Annotated in this window: 22 protein-coding genes; 7 read left to right on the top strand and 15 right to left on the bottom strand. The window is 48.2% G+C overall.

Going from position 1 to position 16,444, the window contains the following annotated elements; all coding sequences use genetic code 11:
- The first annotated feature begins 259 nt into the window (after positions 1 to 259).
- The 3 genes from ACLHV9_RS20290 (at position 260) to ACLHV9_RS20280 (ending at position 1,817) form a co-directional block, all read left to right on the top strand.
- Entirely contained in the window at positions 260 to 721 is a 462-nt protein-coding gene (locus tag ACLHV9_RS20290) for a single-stranded DNA-binding protein (RefSeq protein ID WP_407221021.1), read from the top strand.
- An 11-nt stretch (positions 722 to 732) separates the two neighbouring features.
- The gene (locus ACLHV9_RS20285; RefSeq protein ID WP_407221020.1) at positions 733 to 1,044 is read left to right on the top strand and encodes a PerC family transcriptional regulator; all 312 of its coding nucleotides are present in this window, start codon (positions 733 to 735) and stop codon (positions 1,042 to 1,044) included.
- Between the two features lie 395 nt (positions 1,045 to 1,439).
- Entirely contained in the window at positions 1,440 to 1,817 is a 378-nt protein-coding gene (locus ACLHV9_RS20280) for a hypothetical protein (RefSeq protein WP_407221019.1), read from the top strand.
- A gap of 155 nt (positions 1,818 to 1,972) precedes the next feature.
- Here ACLHV9_RS20280 and ACLHV9_RS20275 read toward each other — a convergent pair whose 3' ends face one another.
- Positions 1,973 to 2,332 (bottom strand): hypothetical protein, encoded by a 360-nt coding sequence (locus ACLHV9_RS20275; protein WP_049015942.1) that lies wholly within the window; start codon positions 2,330 to 2,332, stop codon positions 1,973 to 1,975.
- A gap of 764 nt (positions 2,333 to 3,096) precedes the next feature.
- On the opposite strand from ACLHV9_RS20275, the gene ACLHV9_RS20270 reads away from it, so the two are divergent.
- Together ACLHV9_RS20270 and ACLHV9_RS20265 are read left to right on the top strand one after the other, a co-directional pair.
- A complete protein-coding gene (locus ACLHV9_RS20270) occupies positions 3,097 to 3,423 on the top strand; it encodes a hypothetical protein (RefSeq protein ID WP_015386382.1) in 327 nt (108 codons plus the stop codon).
- A gap of 13 nt (positions 3,424 to 3,436) precedes the next feature.
- Entirely contained in the window at positions 3,437 to 3,697 is a 261-nt protein-coding gene (locus tag ACLHV9_RS20265) for a hypothetical protein (RefSeq protein WP_208584405.1), read from the top strand.
- Positions 3,698 to 3,722: 25 nt separating this feature from the next.
- Here ACLHV9_RS20265 and ACLHV9_RS20260 read toward each other — a convergent pair whose 3' ends face one another.
- The 4 genes from ACLHV9_RS20260 to ACLHV9_RS20245 all read right to left on the bottom strand — a co-directional run bounded on the left by ACLHV9_RS20260 (position 3,723) and on the right by ACLHV9_RS20245 (position 6,450).
- Complete coding sequence (locus ACLHV9_RS20260) at positions 3,723 to 4,823, bottom strand: RelA/SpoT domain-containing protein (RefSeq protein ID WP_015386384.1); 1,101 nt, start codon at positions 4,821 to 4,823, stop codon at positions 3,723 to 3,725.
- A 137-nt stretch (positions 4,824 to 4,960) separates the two neighbouring features.
- Positions 4,961 to 5,158, bottom strand: coding sequence for a hypothetical protein (locus ACLHV9_RS20255; protein ID WP_015386385.1), 198 nt, complete (start codon positions 5,156 to 5,158; stop codon positions 4,961 to 4,963).
- 189 nt (positions 5,159 to 5,347) lie between these two features.
- Positions 5,348 to 5,959: a recombinase family protein gene (locus tag ACLHV9_RS20250; protein ID WP_015386386.1), complete on the bottom strand. Its 612-nt coding sequence runs from the start codon at positions 5,957 to 5,959 to the stop codon at positions 5,348 to 5,350.
- 176 nt (positions 5,960 to 6,135) lie between these two features.
- Positions 6,136 to 6,450, bottom strand: a complete 315-nt coding sequence (locus ACLHV9_RS20245; protein ID WP_124752839.1) for a hypothetical protein — start codon at positions 6,448 to 6,450, stop codon at positions 6,136 to 6,138.
- A 108-nt stretch (positions 6,451 to 6,558) separates the two neighbouring features.
- On the opposite strand from ACLHV9_RS20245, the gene ACLHV9_RS20240 reads away from it, so the two are divergent.
- Positions 6,559 to 7,020, top strand: a complete 462-nt coding sequence (locus ACLHV9_RS20240; RefSeq protein ID WP_124752900.1) for a helix-turn-helix domain-containing protein — start codon at positions 6,559 to 6,561, stop codon at positions 7,018 to 7,020.
- A 4-nt stretch (positions 7,021 to 7,024) separates the two neighbouring features.
- Here ACLHV9_RS20240 and ACLHV9_RS20235 read toward each other — a convergent pair whose 3' ends face one another.
- From ACLHV9_RS20235 to ACLHV9_RS20195, 9 genes are all read right to left on the bottom strand, one after another.
- Positions 7,025 to 7,411: a hypothetical protein gene (locus ACLHV9_RS20235; protein ID WP_124752837.1), complete on the bottom strand. Its 387-nt coding sequence runs from the start codon at positions 7,409 to 7,411 to the stop codon at positions 7,025 to 7,027.
- 393 nt (positions 7,412 to 7,804) lie between these two features.
- Positions 7,805 to 9,028 carry a primase-helicase family protein gene (locus ACLHV9_RS20230; RefSeq protein ID WP_124752835.1) on the bottom strand — a complete coding sequence of 408 codons (1,224 nt, stop codon included), beginning with the start codon at positions 9,026 to 9,028 and terminating at the stop codon, positions 7,805 to 7,807.
- Positions 8,994 to 9,146 carry a hypothetical protein gene (locus ACLHV9_RS20225; protein WP_162750120.1) on the bottom strand — a complete coding sequence of 51 codons (153 nt, stop codon included), beginning with the start codon at positions 9,144 to 9,146 and terminating at the stop codon, positions 8,994 to 8,996. Before ACLHV9_RS20225 ends, ACLHV9_RS20230 begins: the two co-directional genes overlap by 35 nt.
- Positions 9,146 to 9,355, bottom strand: coding sequence for a hypothetical protein (locus ACLHV9_RS20220; RefSeq protein WP_124752833.1), 210 nt, complete (start codon positions 9,353 to 9,355; stop codon positions 9,146 to 9,148). The genes ACLHV9_RS20225 and ACLHV9_RS20220 overlap by 1 nt, the downstream gene beginning before the upstream one ends.
- Positions 9,352 to 9,786 carry a hypothetical protein gene (locus tag ACLHV9_RS20215; protein ID WP_124752831.1) on the bottom strand — a complete coding sequence of 145 codons (435 nt, stop codon included), beginning with the start codon at positions 9,784 to 9,786 and terminating at the stop codon, positions 9,352 to 9,354. Before ACLHV9_RS20215 ends, ACLHV9_RS20220 begins: the two co-directional genes overlap by 4 nt.
- 10 nt (positions 9,787 to 9,796) lie before the next feature.
- On the bottom strand, positions 9,797 to 10,261 hold the full coding sequence (locus ACLHV9_RS20210; RefSeq protein WP_124752829.1) for a hypothetical protein: 465 nt from the start codon (positions 10,259 to 10,261) through the stop codon (positions 9,797 to 9,799).
- Entirely contained in the window at positions 10,254 to 10,628 is a 375-nt protein-coding gene (locus tag ACLHV9_RS20205) for a hypothetical protein (protein WP_124752827.1), read from the bottom strand. The genes ACLHV9_RS20210 and ACLHV9_RS20205 overlap by 8 nt, the downstream gene beginning before the upstream one ends.
- A gap of 1,174 nt (positions 10,629 to 11,802) precedes the next feature.
- Positions 11,803 to 12,981, bottom strand: coding sequence for a tyrosine-type recombinase/integrase (locus ACLHV9_RS20200; protein ID WP_124752825.1), 1,179 nt, complete (start codon positions 12,979 to 12,981; stop codon positions 11,803 to 11,805).
- Between the two features lie 849 nt (positions 12,982 to 13,830).
- Positions 13,831 to 14,961, bottom strand: coding sequence for a PAAR domain-containing protein (locus tag ACLHV9_RS20195; protein ID WP_108090408.1), 1,131 nt, complete (start codon positions 14,959 to 14,961; stop codon positions 13,831 to 13,833).
- A gap of 251 nt (positions 14,962 to 15,212) precedes the next feature.
- Here ACLHV9_RS20195 and ACLHV9_RS20190 point away from each other — a divergent pair, with 251 nt between their 5' ends.
- Positions 15,213 to 15,752 (top strand): GNAT family N-acetyltransferase, encoded by a 540-nt coding sequence (locus tag ACLHV9_RS20190; RefSeq protein ID WP_108090407.1) that lies wholly within the window; start codon positions 15,213 to 15,215, stop codon positions 15,750 to 15,752.
- A 185-nt stretch (positions 15,753 to 15,937) separates the two neighbouring features.
- On the opposite strand, the gene ACLHV9_RS20185 is transcribed toward ACLHV9_RS20190, so the two are convergent.
- Positions 15,938 to 16,444 (bottom strand): recombinase family protein, encoded by a 507-nt coding sequence (locus ACLHV9_RS20185; protein WP_410375987.1) that lies wholly within the window; start codon positions 16,442 to 16,444, stop codon positions 15,938 to 15,940.

The raw sequence follows: 16,444 nt of genomic DNA, 5'->3' as shown, positions 1-16,444 counted from the left end.
CCAAATAAAACAGGCAGTAAAATGCCGTTGAAGTGATTTAGTAGGGATAAGTAGGGTTATGTAGGGCAACAAAATTGAATGCCTACCAGTCTGAAAGCCTTGCCATTCGTGGCCTGAGCCAGTTAGTAGGGATTGGTAGGGATATTACACCCCCAAAAAGATTCTATGGGGGGGGGTAGCTTAAAACGAAGGTGTCCCACAATAAGACGGAGCCGGGTAATCTTCATTAGAAAAACTAATAATTCGAGGTATTCGCAAAATGACAGCACAGATATCAGCCTACGGGCGTTTAGTCGCAGACCCGCAGACCCGCACCACAGCAAACGGTACAAGCATGGCAATGGGGCGTTTAGCGGTGGCACTGCCATGCCATGCAGCAGAGGGCGGAGAGGTTACTTTCTGGCTGGGCGTGGTGGCATTCGGCAAACAGGCCGACGCACTGGCAGGACACGTTAAAGGCGATTTAGTCAGTGTTGCCGGAACAATGCAGGTCAATCAGTGGACGGGCAAGGATGGAGGAACGCAGCTGGGGTATCAGGTAGTAGCCGACAGCGTGATCAGTGCGAGGACAGCAAGGCCGGGCGGAAAGCGTGGCGCGTCAGCTAGCAAAAATGAAGTCAATAAAGGCCATACCACGCAACCCGCGCCGGGATGGGAAATATATAACACCCCTGATGATTTTGACCAGCGCCAGCCATTCGACGATGAAGCGCAATTCTGAGGGAGAGAAGCATGGTAAACGACAGGAAAGCCGAGGAACTGGAAGCAAAGGGGCTGTATCGCAGGGCAGCTACACGCTGGCAGGAAGTCATGCTGTTATGCACCGAGGACGATGATCGGGAATGGATAAAGCGCCGCCGTGAAACGTGTCTGGAGAACGTGAAGCGCCCGCCCGTGAAGGTTGAGGACTTTGGCGATCTGCATAAAGCTGTTACCGAAACGCAACACCGCATGGGGATAGCGCAACCGAACGGTAACGCCTTCCGGTTAAATGGCGGCAAGAAGCAACGACAGGCCACCATCGGGGGCGACTGTTCGCAGTAATGTTCGCACTAAAACGGCTGTAAATTCTGGACTGTCCTGGACGGATTTTAAACCCTCGTAGCGCTAAACCCGCGCCAGTCGCGGGCTGGAAGCCATATTCGATTTAGGCAGTCCAAAATATTCAGGTTTGCGGCATTGGTTCGCAGTACGCAGCCAGGTGCGCAGCAAAACTGCGTATTCAACGTGCGTACTACCTGACGAATGCTAACTGCGAATTCGCAGTAATTTCTAAGCGCGAATTGCTCATTCGAAAAATAGCGGAGATGCCTGTTATTGCTGGCTTGGGCGCTATCCGTTCGCAGTAGATGGCGGAAGTTAGATATACAGTTTTATTAAGGTATTGTTAGGGTTTGTTAAGGTTTTTGCGCACAAAAATGCGCACAGTGAGCCGTTAAATGAAAAAAAATAGCCAACAATCAAGATCGGGATGGGGTGGCAAGCGGAAAGGCGCAGGCGCACCGTTGGGCAATACTAATGCCGTCAAACATGGCGAACGCAGTCGGCGGGCATTCTTCCCATTTGAGGGAGGAGAGGCGCTTTCTCCGCTGGTGCGAAATCGTGCAAGAAACCTCATGCTGGCTGAGAGATACGGGCTATTACTGGCGACTAATCCGACGCAGGGAACAGAAGAATGGCGCGAGATGACATTGATTAACGGACTCATGGGGCTACATGCCGACAGAATCGCACGGCTTGAGCTGAGTTTAGCGAGATCCGTTTCAATGCAAGCAAGGCGGGATCTGCGAAGGGTTAAAAAAAGCGGCGCATGTTAGCAATCCGTATAGTCACCGATGTTGAAATACTGGACTGTTCAGGACAGAACCAAAGCCCATATGAGGCGAGACCCGCGCCAGATAAGGGCTTGAATCCAGTACGCAGATTAACTCGTCATATGTTTTTTTATCTATTCCGCCCTGCCCCGTTCGACTTAGCCAACCCGCCAGCATTCCCCATCAATCGCTTTATCAGCGCCGCCATTATCGCGCACAACGGCACACTGTCCGGGTAAACCGTAGCGCACGACCGTTGCGCTAGTCTCACCGCCGCTTTTTATCTGCCGGGATTCGTACACTGTCACCCGCTCAAGCAACCCACCAGCAACCATACTTTCAAGAGTTCGCCGGGTTGATTCTATCTGGTGGCGATTATCGAACGACACCATGCCATGAAGAAGGTAGGCCACGCCCGATACATCGAACGGCGGCGCACCAATCTCACCTGTCACCCATTCGAGGTTATCCGGCTCAAAGTAGCTGAGTATCTCTTTTTTGCGGCTGGTCATTCTCATGGCTGGCAGGTTCCTTATTGTGGGATAGAGGTATCATACAATAAGATGTGCGGCGGCAAGATTGTAGCCGTGAAGTTTAAGCCATCAATAGAGAGGGAAAGCGCCTACGAACAGCCCTAGCGAGAGATAAATGTGTATAGGAATGTGTATAGGCGCGAAAAGAAAAACTCATGAAATGGCTTTTGGTGTGGCTTTGCTATGGCTTGTTCTACTCCCTTCGCCCGCTCCAGATCTCTCCCCTTGTTGCAAAACACCGCCAGCCACTGGCTTAAATGTGTTTCGCTATCAACAACTTACTTAACATAAGTTGTCTATGATCGTTCTACCATTGAACGACGATCTACCAACAAGAGGTACACTGTTAGTTGTCACGGATAGTTACTATGGAAGTAAGAGTATAACTATTCGACGGCGGCAGTTCCAACCTCACACCGCGATAGCACAACGTGAAGGAAAAGCCTGGTCCGGGCATTGTCTCTTACACCAGACTGATCATACGCATTTTAAGCCCGATGTGCGGCCTTGTGGCTGCGTAAACAGGTGAATAGTGGTATAGCTCCGGTAGCTACAGATCCGGCTCTGCCAGCGCTTCGCTCACGCTCCTAACGGTACACGAGCACCCTGATAAGGTGTGATCCTTCTGACAACCTGATGAAGTCGCTATGCTCCGTTTGTTTCCTTACCACTAACGGGGCTTTATGGCTTGTATTGTCCAAAATCTGCGCTACTCTACCTTTGACTACCCACAGCAAAGGATAAATAAGATGGAAAAAGAACACTTTAAGGCTGCTGTACAGTACGATGATTGGAAGGGAAGCGTTGCAGCGGATAGTGCTGATCAAGAGGATTTCAGCGATTTATTGAGAGATAAGGGAATTTTGAAGGAAGGAGAAGTGGTGAAAGCTATTTCCTTCTATTCTGGTCAGCGTTTTTTGAACATTGAAGCATTCGTTACTGACGATGAATACGGACTCAAAAGGGAAAGAATCGAGATGACGTATGAAGAATTTTTCAAAACTTTCAAAAGATTCTCAATGAAAATCTCTCGTCACGGAGAATTTGACGATCAAGAAATCGAGTTCAAAGAATAAGGAAAAAAACTTCATGAGTATCTACTTCAATGAACACGGCCGCGCTATTGAATACCAAGTAGAGGGACGTTGGACAGTCAAGGGAGATTATTTGCAGGTCAATCATGGCCCCAACATTCCAGGCGGCTTGTACAAAATCAACGACAATAAAGTGAGATTCCCATTCGACTACAAAGAAGTGGAAGGAGTTATCGATACAGAGAAACTAACCTTCACAGTGTGTGGTATCCAATACAAAATGAGAAAAGTAAAATCTAATCCGTGGGACGTTTAGAACAATGGGGGGATGCCCCCCCCCCTTATTCTTGAACTGCATCAATGTGTTTTTGCAAGAATTTAGAAAATAATTCCGTGGAACCAAAATAGTTAGGATAGGCTTTTTTTAATGATTTTACGTTTTCAGCTGAAAGCAGTACGGAAATCACTATTTCTTCATTAGCCTCGCTTTCTGCTAATGCTTCTAAAGCCTGGCCCGAGAGGCTCATTTTGAAAGCTCGTGCTCTAATGGGGAATTTATTTTTTGAAAACTTTCCTATTTCAATTAAAAAATGGCCTTTAAAGTGTTTTGGTGTTTTTAACCCTGATTTATCATTGTTTGTGAAGTGCAAGGCTAAAGAGTAACGAGCTAATTTGCTAATTAATTGAAGTTCGTGATGCAGGTCAGATAGCTCTGTTCTATGTGATTTTAAGGTCTCATCTGAAAGAATACATGCACCCTCATCATGGGCGACTAAGCACCCTGCTAAATAAAATAATCTACGCCAGTCTTCATGCCCTTCCTGCGATGTTTTCAGCTTATAACCTTCGAGTGTATCGATGATCTCCAGACTTGTAGCCCAAGCATGTTGTAGTTCTGTACGAAGTTGAACCTCTATCTTCGTTTTTTTCCACGCGTTATGATCGTCACCTTCATGGAAACAACTGTAAATTAGATGAACGCCACCGTACCCACTTGCTTTAGGTGTCAAATAATTTGCAGTATGAACAATGGTATGTATTGAACGGCTCTTTTCGAGACGGTCCTGTAATAATTTTAGATGTTCAAGATTTTTTACGATTGCTCTACAGCCACCAATGTCCTGCATACGTGTTAATTTTATCGAGTTTTCGTGTATTCCATCAAGGGTTGGGCGTTCAAGTTTATCGATAATAGTCGGAAGACGTTTTAAACGCCGAGCAACAATTATTTTCTTATTCACCTTAGCGGATGTTCTCGCTAAATGATTTTTCATTAACATTAACGGGTAAAGATGTAATTCCCTGAAATTTTGGATCATCTCAATAGCAGCCTGACGTTCCTCATTAACACAACCATGTCTGATTGCTTGAGCAGATCTATCGATAGCTTTTTTGGAGAAGCGCAAAGTGCATTTCTGGCTTTGATAAACGTCGTTAGCCATAGTGAAGTCCATTGTAATTTTGAATAATAGTCAAGCATTATAGCTGTATAAATGCTTGGTCTGAAATCATTTTCTCTGGTTGAAACTGTGATCTTGACGCGCTTCTTTAACTATCGACTCTGCTCTTTCTTCAATCGTTACTCCTCCTCAAATGTCATCGTGTAGCGGCATTGCTGGGACGGTCTGATCGTCACTGTTTCCGTTAAGTTGGCGTTGCTGTAGATGCAGATCTTCGCATTGTCTGTCTCCTGTTCGTCACTGAGAATCAGGGTTATCTGTGTGGCATTCGCCAGGGCTGGCAGTAGCGCCAGCATTAGCACAAGTAAGCGTTTCATGCGCGTGTCCCTCTCTTAATCCCTGTTGAATAATTGTTCTCAATGCGTTTACTTGGGCTTGAGTGCTCCCCAGATAGGCGCAGATTTGCTCCATTACATGAGTCGCTTAACGAGGTTTTCGTGACGTACCCAATTCTGCTGCCCGTCCGTACCGAATATCAATGGCTGGTGGCAGGGAACAAGTAAGGCTTACGTCACAAGCACTTTGTTTATGGTGGTTCGGGCTGCACCTGTGAGGCGATGGATCTCGCTCTTTGTCTTACCTGCTTCATGCAATGCGCGGATCTGTCCATGTAGCTTGTCATTCACTGGGCGGCCCTTGTAAGCGCCCTCAGCTTTCGCCTTGCTGATTCCCTCAGCCTGACGGCGGCGCCGGTCTGTATAGTCTTTACGGGCGATTGCTGCCAGCATTTCTAACATCATACCGTTGATAGCTTTCATCATGGATTGCATAAAGTCCTCTGGGACTTTTAAAACTAAGTGACTGGTAGGCAAGTCGAGGGCCACCACTCGCAAGCCTTTACTATCAATCTGGGCTTTCAGTGTTTCCCAGTCTTCAGCGTTAAGACGGCTCAGGCGGTCTACTTGCTCCACTAACAGAATGTCACCGGGCGCGGCTATGTCTATCAGGCGCATAAGCTCCGGGCGCTGTAAACTGGCTCCGCTCACGTTCTCAATGAAGTAGGTGACGTGGCCTAAATCATTAGAGGCGGCGAATTCTGCCAATGCTGATTTGGCGCGTGTAGCGTCCTGCTCTTTGGTGGAGGCGCGGAGATAGGCATAAACTCGGCTGGTGGTCATCAGGTAGCCTTTGTGTAGTGTTTGGGTTGTAGCATAATTGCATGTAGCGTTTAAGTAGTAAAGCGCTATTTAAGCTACGTCTTTTAGGTCACTTTTATCACGTAGTGTTAATGTATACTCAAATGCTACATTATGTGATGGCGTGAGCATTCACGCCATTAAGAGTTCAAAGGGGTTTACTCTTCAAAAAACTGTTGAACTGCCCAGCCACCGTGACCACCTGGGGTGATGAAGGAAACAAAACCCTTTTCGTCTACGTTCTGAATCTCAACTGTCATCGATTCTTTTAGGAGACGGCATTTACCGGAAGTAATGAGACCAATCATACCTTGTTGGTCTTTGTCCTGAATGTTACTTACCATCTCGTAAAAATCGGTCAGCTTTTTACAGTTAAATGTACCTTCCTTTAGGGTGGCTCTATCCCCGTGGCTCAACGCGTAAGCGTTAGTAGCCGTTGCAATCAATACTGCCGCCATAAGAATCTTTTTCATAGTGTTCCTGGTTTGTGTTCTATGGAAGGAGCAAACCATACAACATTGGTTCGAAATGTCACGATTGGAGCGTGGCTGATTAGAGGTCAAAACTTGCATCTTTATCAGATGCAAAAGAATCTAAGAGCCTTGTTTGGGCAAAGAATTAAACAACTTCGTATAGCTTCTGGTTTTAGTCAGGAAGCATTTGCTGATCGCTGCGGGTTCGCTCGTAGCTACATGAGCAGGATTGAGCGAGGGACGTCCAATGCCTCACTTGATGCTATTGAGACATTGGCTCGTGCGCTTGGGGTTGAAGCATGGCAACTCTTTACATCCGATCAGACCGTAAAAACTGTGATTGTGAATGTTCCGTATGCGAAGGACGGTTCTTGTTTCAATCCGGGGCTTGCGAGTAATCGGGATGGATCTTATGTTGTTGGTGAAGCTGGTAACTTACAGCGGTTTTTTGTTTTCGCAGAGGCCTTGGACTACCTGCGTAAGATGGAGACTGCGAAATGGAAGCGACCAAATGCAAACGGCAACTGGGGGATAGTTTCTGCGGTTCGTTGGGACTCTCTTGAAAAGTAAAACGCTAAACGAAGGTGTAAACGATGGCGTGATCTTCCAGCTTCCACGGAAAGCGTGAGTTAACTACAAAGTGATTCCACTGGTACGAGATTAGCTCCGGGTCAACCGTCTGGCGCGGTTCTTGCGCGTCTATCACGCTGCGCCCGTCGCGGTACGCTTCCCACTCAAGGCGATGGATGTAGTAGCCCGGTAGCCACTCGATGAGCGGCGTATTTGGAATAATACGAGGAAAATGGTCTTCCATGTTTTCCGCGCTGCACTCCTCCGCTTCAAGCTGGCGGCTGTGCTGGTGGTCTGCGTTTATTAGCTGGCGCTCAACCTCTTCTAACCGTTGCGCCTTGCGCCCGTTCTGGAAAAAGTCTTCGAATACTGCGTTTTTGCGTCGTGCCATCTGATGGCCTCCTAAGTTGGAATTGTGATTATTTTTGAAGCCCTGGCGGTGTGCTGGAGCACTTCGGGCTGGAATGTGTGCGGCTGGCATCGCCGCCCGGATGGGGCGCAAGTACAGACTCGCTGTATGAGTGATTTAAAGTTTTGCTTTTCAATACTTGTTCAGCAGATCGCTACACCATGACGAACGTCACGGCGAGCGGCTGAAATGGGGCGGCTAATGCCTTGCGGGAAACTCTGGTGGGAGTCTCCTCTCCCCGTTATGAAAACGGTGAAGTCGATAAAGATCTAAGAATACTTGATAAATAGCCCTGTTAGCCTTGTAGCCCTGATCAGACCAGTGGTGGCGCGGGTTTCAAAATGCAGGGCTAAAATCATAGCCCTGTAGCCCTGATCATTGGGTCGGGTAATACTTATCAACAAACCAGGAGAGAACGCTCTCCGGGATCTTGCTGCTGCCGTCCTGCGGCGCTCGATACCAGACTGATTTTAACCCGGCGCGGGTGTTCACTCTGGCGCTCATGTACCCGTTATCACGTAGCCATTGACTCGCGTCCTGTGCTCGCGGGAAGGATGGGCAAGCGTCATGGAATGCCTGGAATGCAAACGCCGGATTTTCTCCGGTGAAGATCTCCGCTTCGTTCTGCTCTTCGCTTATGCTGGCCTGTTTCATGCGCTCAAGTGCCACGCTGAACGGTGGGCGATACGGATTGAAGGATTCCAACGGGTAAGCCATTAGCCAGGCGTGTACGGCTTCCAGACCGCCCACGGCGAGCCAATCAGCAAGACGGGCAATAAACACTGCTGTTTCTTCCCTGTTCACCCGGTGGCGTATGTAATGGGTGCAGTAATGGCGGCGATCATTCGCCTCCACTTCAATCGGACTCTCGCTGTTGCTGAACGTGAAAAACCGGGTGTAAGTGGCTACCTTTCGAGGCTGCTCATACTTCCTGTTAATCTCGATCATCGGTTCAGTCTGGATGCTTTTTAACCGATCTGCCATGTTATGTTTGGCTGGCGGTGGGTCATCGAACAGGATCAGGATTGTTCGGGCCATCGCATCATTGTGGACGCCCATCAGGGTGCCGTAGTTGGAGTAAAGCGTTGTCTGGTGCATCAGGAGCGGCGAGAGGATTTGATTGAACAAAAAACCTTTGCCTGTCCCGGTATCACTCGGAATAACGATGTGCCAGCTCGGGCGCTGTTCCGGGTGCTGGAACATGTGCGCCATGTATGCGCTCACTGTGTCGCGGTCTGCCTGGTCTGGGAAAAGCCTCGCCAGATACTCAAGCCATAGGGTGAGATCTGCCGCTGGTGGCTTGTCGCTGCGCCACGTCCTGAACATGTTCAGTGTTCCATTCTGATCGATGCCGCATGGCTTCGCTGGATTAAAGTCCTGCACCATGATGAAAGGTACTTCGACCAGCAGATCATCTAAATAATGTTGCTGCCACCTTGCACCAGTAGCCAGTTTGAATAACCTGCGGAGAATGTCCGTTCCATGATTGGTGTTAGTGGGGACGTGGTGGAGGAGTATTTTACCTTGGGCGCTGATAAACGCGTATTTTTCTGCTTGTAAATGGTCAATCAGTGTTCTTATTTGTTGCTTTTGTGTCATCCATGCCCTCGTTCATAGCATTTCGTAAAGTTTTTATAATGAAGGTAGGGCGGCTGTCCTCGCCCTTGTTTGCATCAATCCAGTTGAGCACATCGCGTGCAATAATGAGTTTCAACATTATTTGTCATCCTTAGCTTTGAAGATGTAACCCTCTGATAAGAGCCACTGATAGAATTCACCAATGGTGAGGCGGTCAACTACCTTATCGAATAACACGGGCTTGTTCAGTGGTTCGAGCTTGATTTCTGATTTCTGCACTTCTTCCTGTCGCTGGTGGTTCCAATAGTGCTTTAACCAGGCTAAGGATTGTTGCGGGTTTTTGGTCATCGGTAATACTCCAGGTGGTGAAGTTGGTCAAAGCGGACGGCGTAATACACCGCAAACTGTTTTAAGATAAATCCGAAGTCATCTTCTTTCAGATAACCGTTTCTGCGTTCGAGCGCTGCGTCGTATAACTCGTCGTAAAGGTCGCTATGATGACCGAAATACACTTCCCACAGGAGCGGGGTAAAGTCTTCGCGGTAGGCAATGCCGGATAAGATGCGATTAAAATCGCCTTCAATGGCGTTCGTCACCCGGTTCAGGATAAGCCGGCAAAGCCCCGTTCTGTGGTCATGGTCAATAACCGGATCTGTCAGTGGTGAGCCTGTTATAAAATCTTTGCCGTTCTGCTCGGCGGTCATCATTTGGCGGTAGGCGTGGGCGTTTTTCTGGGCCAGCTTTAACGTGTTTCGTTTCTGCGCATAGTGAATGAACATAACCTGTCCCTTACTTCGAAGTCTCTGCGAGAGCGACACGTAAACGGCTGGCGAAAGTCTGGGCCTCGGCTGCTGCTGCGGCTTGCGCGGCTGCTTCTGCACGTTGACGGCGTTCCTCTTCGACTACGGCTTGGGCGTAATATTCTTCTGCTTGAGACGTAAGGGACGCCATAAGCTGGGCTTCTGCCTCTGCGGTGAGGGCAGTACGGTCAGCCTCGATTTCATCTTGCTTGCGGTTTAACACAATGCGAATTGCAGGTTCCCCGGCGTTATAGAACGGCTGGCGGTCATAGTCGGCTATGGTGTACCCGTCGAGGATAGCTTGCTGTAGCATGGTGAGGATCACTGGGTAAAAGTCTGAGATGCTGAACACATCAGCCAGATGGGTTTCAATGTGTCCCGCAACGTAACTTTCGCGCTGGGCCTTAAATTCTGCTTTTACTTCACGCATTAATGCGGCTGGTAGTTTAGTCATTCTTTTGTTTCTCCTTGATTTCTAAGAGGCGTTTGATGTTGATGCGGTTGCAGCGTGGGCAATAAAATGGACTCTTTCCCCCTACGAGGTAAGACGTGACGTAATGAACGCGCCCTTCGTAGTATTCCATTCCGATAAACCCGGATTGCAGCCACTTGTTGATCTCGCGGTGGTCGTTGCCATTGCTCCATTCGTTTACGAAATCATCCCAGGTGAAGCAGTGGTTCATCACTTCTTCTGCCCAGTAGATAAACGCCACTCGTTGCGGGGTGGTTGGCATTCCGTACTGGCGCAGCCTGTCGCGGTAAACGTGGAACTCAAAGCGGGGGAGCCATTCGGCAATGGTTTTTAATGTCTGACTTTTCAACTGTACTGATTTTCCTTATGTTCAAATGCAGGAAAGCCCCCAGGAAGGATTGATCCAAATGTCCAACACAACCACCCAGATCGGGTTCTGGGCTAAGGAGAAAAACATTCGGCAACCTGGAGGCTTTATTCTGCGGAGAGTGTGCGACGTTGCGCACGGTCATGCTTGCTACTATGGGGAATAGCGGTGGGGGAGTAGATTCTATAAACGGCGGCGAGATCTCGCGTGTATTCCCAGATAGGGTTCGCTCATACCATGCGACGAATGAGCACCGTTTCAGCATTTCTTCCCTACATGATTTATAATACAGGAAAAAGCACTTTTTGTCAAGCTATTTGTGTTGACTTTTGTGTTAAAGTGTGGGTTGTTGGGTGTGTTGTCTGGTTCTGCATAGTTGAAAGTGGATAGCGGGAATACAGCGAAGCTGTCAAAGAGAACGGCCCGTAGTAGTGCGTGGTCATTTGATCGGGGGCTGGTGGTGATGTCCACAACGTCAGGCAGTGCCGCTTATGCCCAGGGAATCATCTTATGGATGTTGCAGGGGAACTTGCTGGTAAATGTCATTGCACCAGTACAAAGTTAAAGGACGCAGTGAGAAGGGCGGCGGCTTACCATGGGCTGCTCGATGTGCATTGTTCCGAATGCTGTTCACGCTTCGTCTGCTGCGCTCTGTGCTGCTTTCTTTCAAGGGATGTGCGCATGGTGAATGTCAGGGAGACAGGCTTGTAGCTCGTTCTGGGAGGCTTTGCGACTTCCACAACAAGATGCAGACAGAACAGCTAATGGATCGGTATTCGGTAGAGGGGGAACCATTGGATTGTTAACGGTATACCTGATCAATCACCCGTAGATGTTCATAACGTAGTTCAGCGTATTGCAATCAGCATCTGGGAGGGCTGGTGGATTGATAATCAGTGACCAGCATCACACACCAAAGAGTAACAAGAAGAGATTTATCAGGGGTAAGTTAATCGTTAGTTCTGATCAGAGGTGAAGTGTATACCTGAGTAGTACATTGACATACAGGAACAGACATACACTCTCTTCCATGACTGTCATGGAAGAATACTATTGTACAAAGGTAACTCTCTCCTTTCAGGAGAATAAACCCACTCGCTTACGCTCGTAACTTGTGTGTAGGGTAGCATACTTCTACCTTAAATGTCAATACCATCTACCATGAAAATTCAACTAATTCCACATATTTTTTTAACTCTTCCATGCTCGCCCCCTGTGAATAGGTGCGGAAGGCTTCCGTTTTGGCTTTTTGCTCAGTATGGCCCGTAATGCTGCCGATCCTTGTTTCCTGCACCCCGGCACGGTCTAAGCAGGTGATGAACATCCCGCGCAAGCTGTGGAAGCATTGACGATCTGTTGCTGTAGGCAAAACACGACGGCGTAGTCTGGTGAACGCTTGAGAATAGAATGGGCCTTTCTTACCGTCAGCGCGGTTAATCTTGTTAGCCTGTGGGAACAGGTATTCGCCATAACCGTGGCTCAGGTATTCGTCAACAATTGCAGCTAATCGGGAGTGAATAGGGACGTACCGTACCCCCGCTTTGGTCTTTGACTTCGAGATGTAGAAACAACGTACATTTTCCACCGTCTGGATCTCCGACTTCTTAAGGCTTGCCAGTTCATCAAGGCGGCATCCTGAAAACAGCCCCATGATTACAATGTTTCTGATCTCCGGCTCTGCTGCATCCAGTAGATTTTGCATCTGATCAGGCTCAAACGGCTGATAGCTCTCGATGGTTCGACGTGCTTCGAGGTTATGACCGTGAAACGGGTTATCTGGTGCTATGTCGTCGTAACCTCTCCGCGCGTACTCGTACAGGCTCCCCAAGCACGTTAGCCAGTTCTGCACGGTCTGTGGGGCTTTCTTGTCCTGCTGATTGATAAACATCGCCACTTGTGACCGTCTGATCTCCGTGATCTGAATGTCTGCACGGTCAAGCGAAGCAAGAAACACCTCTACGGCGCGAGCCGATTTAGCCAGCGTCGAGAATGAGCGCTTATCACTGTATTTTTCAGCGTATTGATCGCGGATAGCGGTTAACGTTGGCACTGTCTGGAGTGGGGCGCGTAGCTTGGTTTGCTTATGCAATCCGGCTATGGCGTTTTGAATACGCCGTTCCTCTGTGTCCGGGGAATACTGTTCCTTGAGCGTCTTCCACTCAATCAGCATGTGGTTACGGAAGTGTTTAGCGGCGTTAAGGTCTTTGGTTCCCGTTGATTTCCGGTACAGACGTTTCCCGCCGAAAATGTGCCGCATGTACACCGGAATGAAGATCTGAAACATCCAGACTCCTTCCGCAGTTGGATAAAGATAAGATTGGCCCTTGATAGACATGAGAAAGATCCTCTAAAATCTCCGCTATCAACTACCAATGTTGAGATCTTTCAAGGCTCTTGGGCTTCTTTGTTCGATTCCCTTCGCCCGCTCCAGTCTCCTGATAAATCAACAAGTTATGATTTATCAGTTAGTTACGTTGCCCTGCTTAAGCAGGTACAACTTAAACTACTCATTGTTCTACGCCCGCATCTGTCGCGTGATTGGTCTGTGGTACAAGGGAGCATATCATCACGCTGGCGGTGGTTCCTGGTTCTTACCGCGACAGCACAACAACGAACAAAAAGCCGCATACCAGGCATAACTCCCGGACAGAATGATCACACGCATTTTAAGCCCGATGCGTGGCCCCATGAGCCACGTAAACAGGTGAATAGTGGTAATGCCCCGGTAGCTACAGATCCGGCTCTGCTAGCGCTTCGCTTACGCTCCTAACGGTACACGAGCACCCTGATAAGGTGTGATCCTTCTGACAATCTGATGAAGTCGCTACGCTCCGCTTGTCTTCTTACCACTAACGGGGCTTTATGGCCTCTATTGTCTATAACCAGGGAGAAGGGGAAAGGCTGGAGACTTCCAGCCTTTGGCGGTCATCTTACTTTCTTGAAGATGAGCAAGATCAAAACAATACAAATGGCACTACCGACAAATGCAGTAATTAAGAGGTTATCCACTGACCGCGATAAGTCATCTATGATCGCTTCACATAAACGGGCTTCCATCTGACCAGTTGAAGGGGGGCCGTTGTATTTCCGGGTTAGCCCAAAATCAAGCACTGGTATCATCAAGGCGATAGAGTAGATGGCGAATACTAAAGCAATGCCTCCCCATCGAAGGATAGCCTTTGCTCTATTCGTCAATGTCATACGAACCACCTAAAACGCCGCCAATAGTTCCGCCAGAATAACCCGAAGATGATCCAACCGTTGATGCACTATTAGCAAGCCCTTCCTCCACTCGACCTGTCAGGCTCTCAGAATTTGGCTTGAAGTGGTCGATATTCGGATACTGCTCCCTGAATTTGCTGGTAACTTCTATAACGTTCATTGAGGACAGAGAGTCGCTCTTCTCCGTCAAGTAACGCTGTAATGATACAGGGATAGTGAAATCTTCTTCATTGTCGATACGAAGCTGTGTCGTTGTTGATGTGTAGCTGGTATCGAAGATATTGGTCCCTGCCTTTCTGATAGCTTTCACTGTATGAGTGGTGCAGTTGCTCCCGGTGAGATCGTAAACGTCTATCACTTTTCCGTTTCGTTTGGTGCGTTCCCCCATTGAATTTGTGAATACGGGAGTCGTACCTGAGTTCCATAGAGATTCAAAAATTCTGCGGGTTTCTTCGGGTGTAACGTCATCGATCTGGAATACTCTTGCCCGAACTTTGTAGAGTTCTTCACGATAGTAAAGGCGAGCATCATCACCAGTTAGGAAGTTAAGAATCCCATCACCTGTAAGTGTGGCGGGGCCTTTTCGACCAAAGCGCCCGTAGGTGTAAACGTAGATTGAATTATTCTGATGTACGGATACGAAAGCGTGTCCTGCATCCGTGGTTTCAGTCCAGATGTAAACGCCGTTCAATAGCTGATTATCTTCTGGCTTGCAGGTGTCAGCAAAATTATCAGTTTCAGGACCTGCTATCGGGCCGGGGAGAACGGGAAATTCAACGTTGTGGGATTGAGCAGCGTTGGTTTCCGTTTGTCCCGTAGATAACTCGTAAGTGTCAAAGATGGAAGGAATAAAACGTGATTTGCAGGGGCAGGAGCTACGGCTGTGCAGTGTTCCGGCTATCCTTTTTCCATGTATATCATCGGTATCAAGACCGCCACAGATACGGTAACGGCCTGGATGTTTACCACAGGTTACTTGATGGCCTTCACATGCCATGTCTTTACCGAAAAATTGATGGTCAGGGAATCCTTCGAGAATCCTACCACCGCAAACTGTCTTATCACCTCTGAATAAAAAGTGACCAACGGCCATTCATCCTTATCCTTATGTTACTTGTAAGTCCATGCGGAAAGTGTAGTCTTTTGGCTCTGGCGAGTAAATGAGAAAATGTAACAAAATCAGCGTGTAAGCGTGGTTAAATTTGAGTTAAGTAACACTAAGGGAAGGGGGGGCGCCTCCTCGCATTATACTCTCAAAGCCTGTAACCACATCATAAGCAAATGAAGCTGGCTTCCTGGTGGTTGGCGGCCCCTGCCACCTCAAAAGACTACTGAGGAGGTAAAATGTTCTGGGAATCGGAAAGGCTGCTATACAGGCATGCTGTGATGTCAGATTTGGAGGACTTGTTTCGTATTTACGCCAATCCAGAAACAAATGTTTGTAACCCGGCTGGCCCACATCGCGATATTCAGCAGTCCAGAAATTCTCTGGAAAAACGGATAACAAATACAACTCTCTACGGCTTTAATGATTGGGCGATAATGACTAAAGACAACCCAAATAAAATCATTGGTTTTGGTGGTTTTTTTGTAAGTGATACCGATGGGAAGCTGATTAACAATCTCGGTTACAGATTCGAGCCTAATGAATGGGGCAAAGGGTATGCTACTGAGCTTTCCAGAAGAGCTATTAGCTATGGGTTTGATGAAGTAGGTTTAAAAGACATTTCAGCTTTCCTTTGGGAGGATAATCTCGCGTCTAAGAGAGTACTTGAAAAGGTTGGGATGAGATTCGTTGAGAGATCCGAGAAAACCGACAACGAGCCAACATCTTTAACGTTCAGACTTACTTATGACGAATGGTTGGCTTATGGCGGTGATTAATAAAATTCATTTTCCTGCTTGGACCAAGGTTGGAAGTAGTGCCAGCGTAAACACTAAGCTGTTTTTGCATGTTCGTTTTTTACTTGCGCCATTGCGAGAGGGATTGAACGACCTGATTGAAGGCCACCCCATTCTGATGCCAGAAAACGGCAAGTATCAGGGATTATCACGCCTCTTGCTCTGCTTTAATGCGCTTCACAGTGGATGTGTTGACGTTGAAATCCTTCGCTACATTGCGCACAGAGCCGCCAGCCGCCAGCCGCAAGCGCTGAGACAATACCTGCACGGTCTACTGCTTTACCTTTACCACGCTTTGCAGGGTTCACTGCTTTCGCCTCTCGCTTACGTTCCAACATCAACTCACGCTTACAAGTGGCAACTGCTGACAGCATAGTGAGCATCATCTTTCCTATTGTGCTGGTAATGTCTGCCGTGATCCCCTCCTTATGAAAGCGAACTGCCACCCCTCGATCATTCAATTGTTTGACCAACTCCAGAATGTTCAGCGTATTACAACCTAAGCGGTCGAGGCTGTGGACGTGGAGAGTGTCACCTTTATGCAGAAATGCCAGGCAAGCTGCCAACCCTGGTCGATTGGTATCCTTGCCTGAGAACTTATCGGAATACTCAGCGCGGAACTTATCCCGACGGCGCAACAGCCAAGACACATACACAAACAGAAAAGGCCGCAT

It is taken from the genome of Enterobacter sp. CPE_E890 (assembly GCF_046521475.1).
Lineage (GTDB): Bacteria > Pseudomonadota > Gammaproteobacteria > Enterobacterales > Enterobacteriaceae > Enterobacter > Enterobacter adelaidei.
This window is presented reverse-complemented; position numbering and strand designations above follow the sequence as displayed.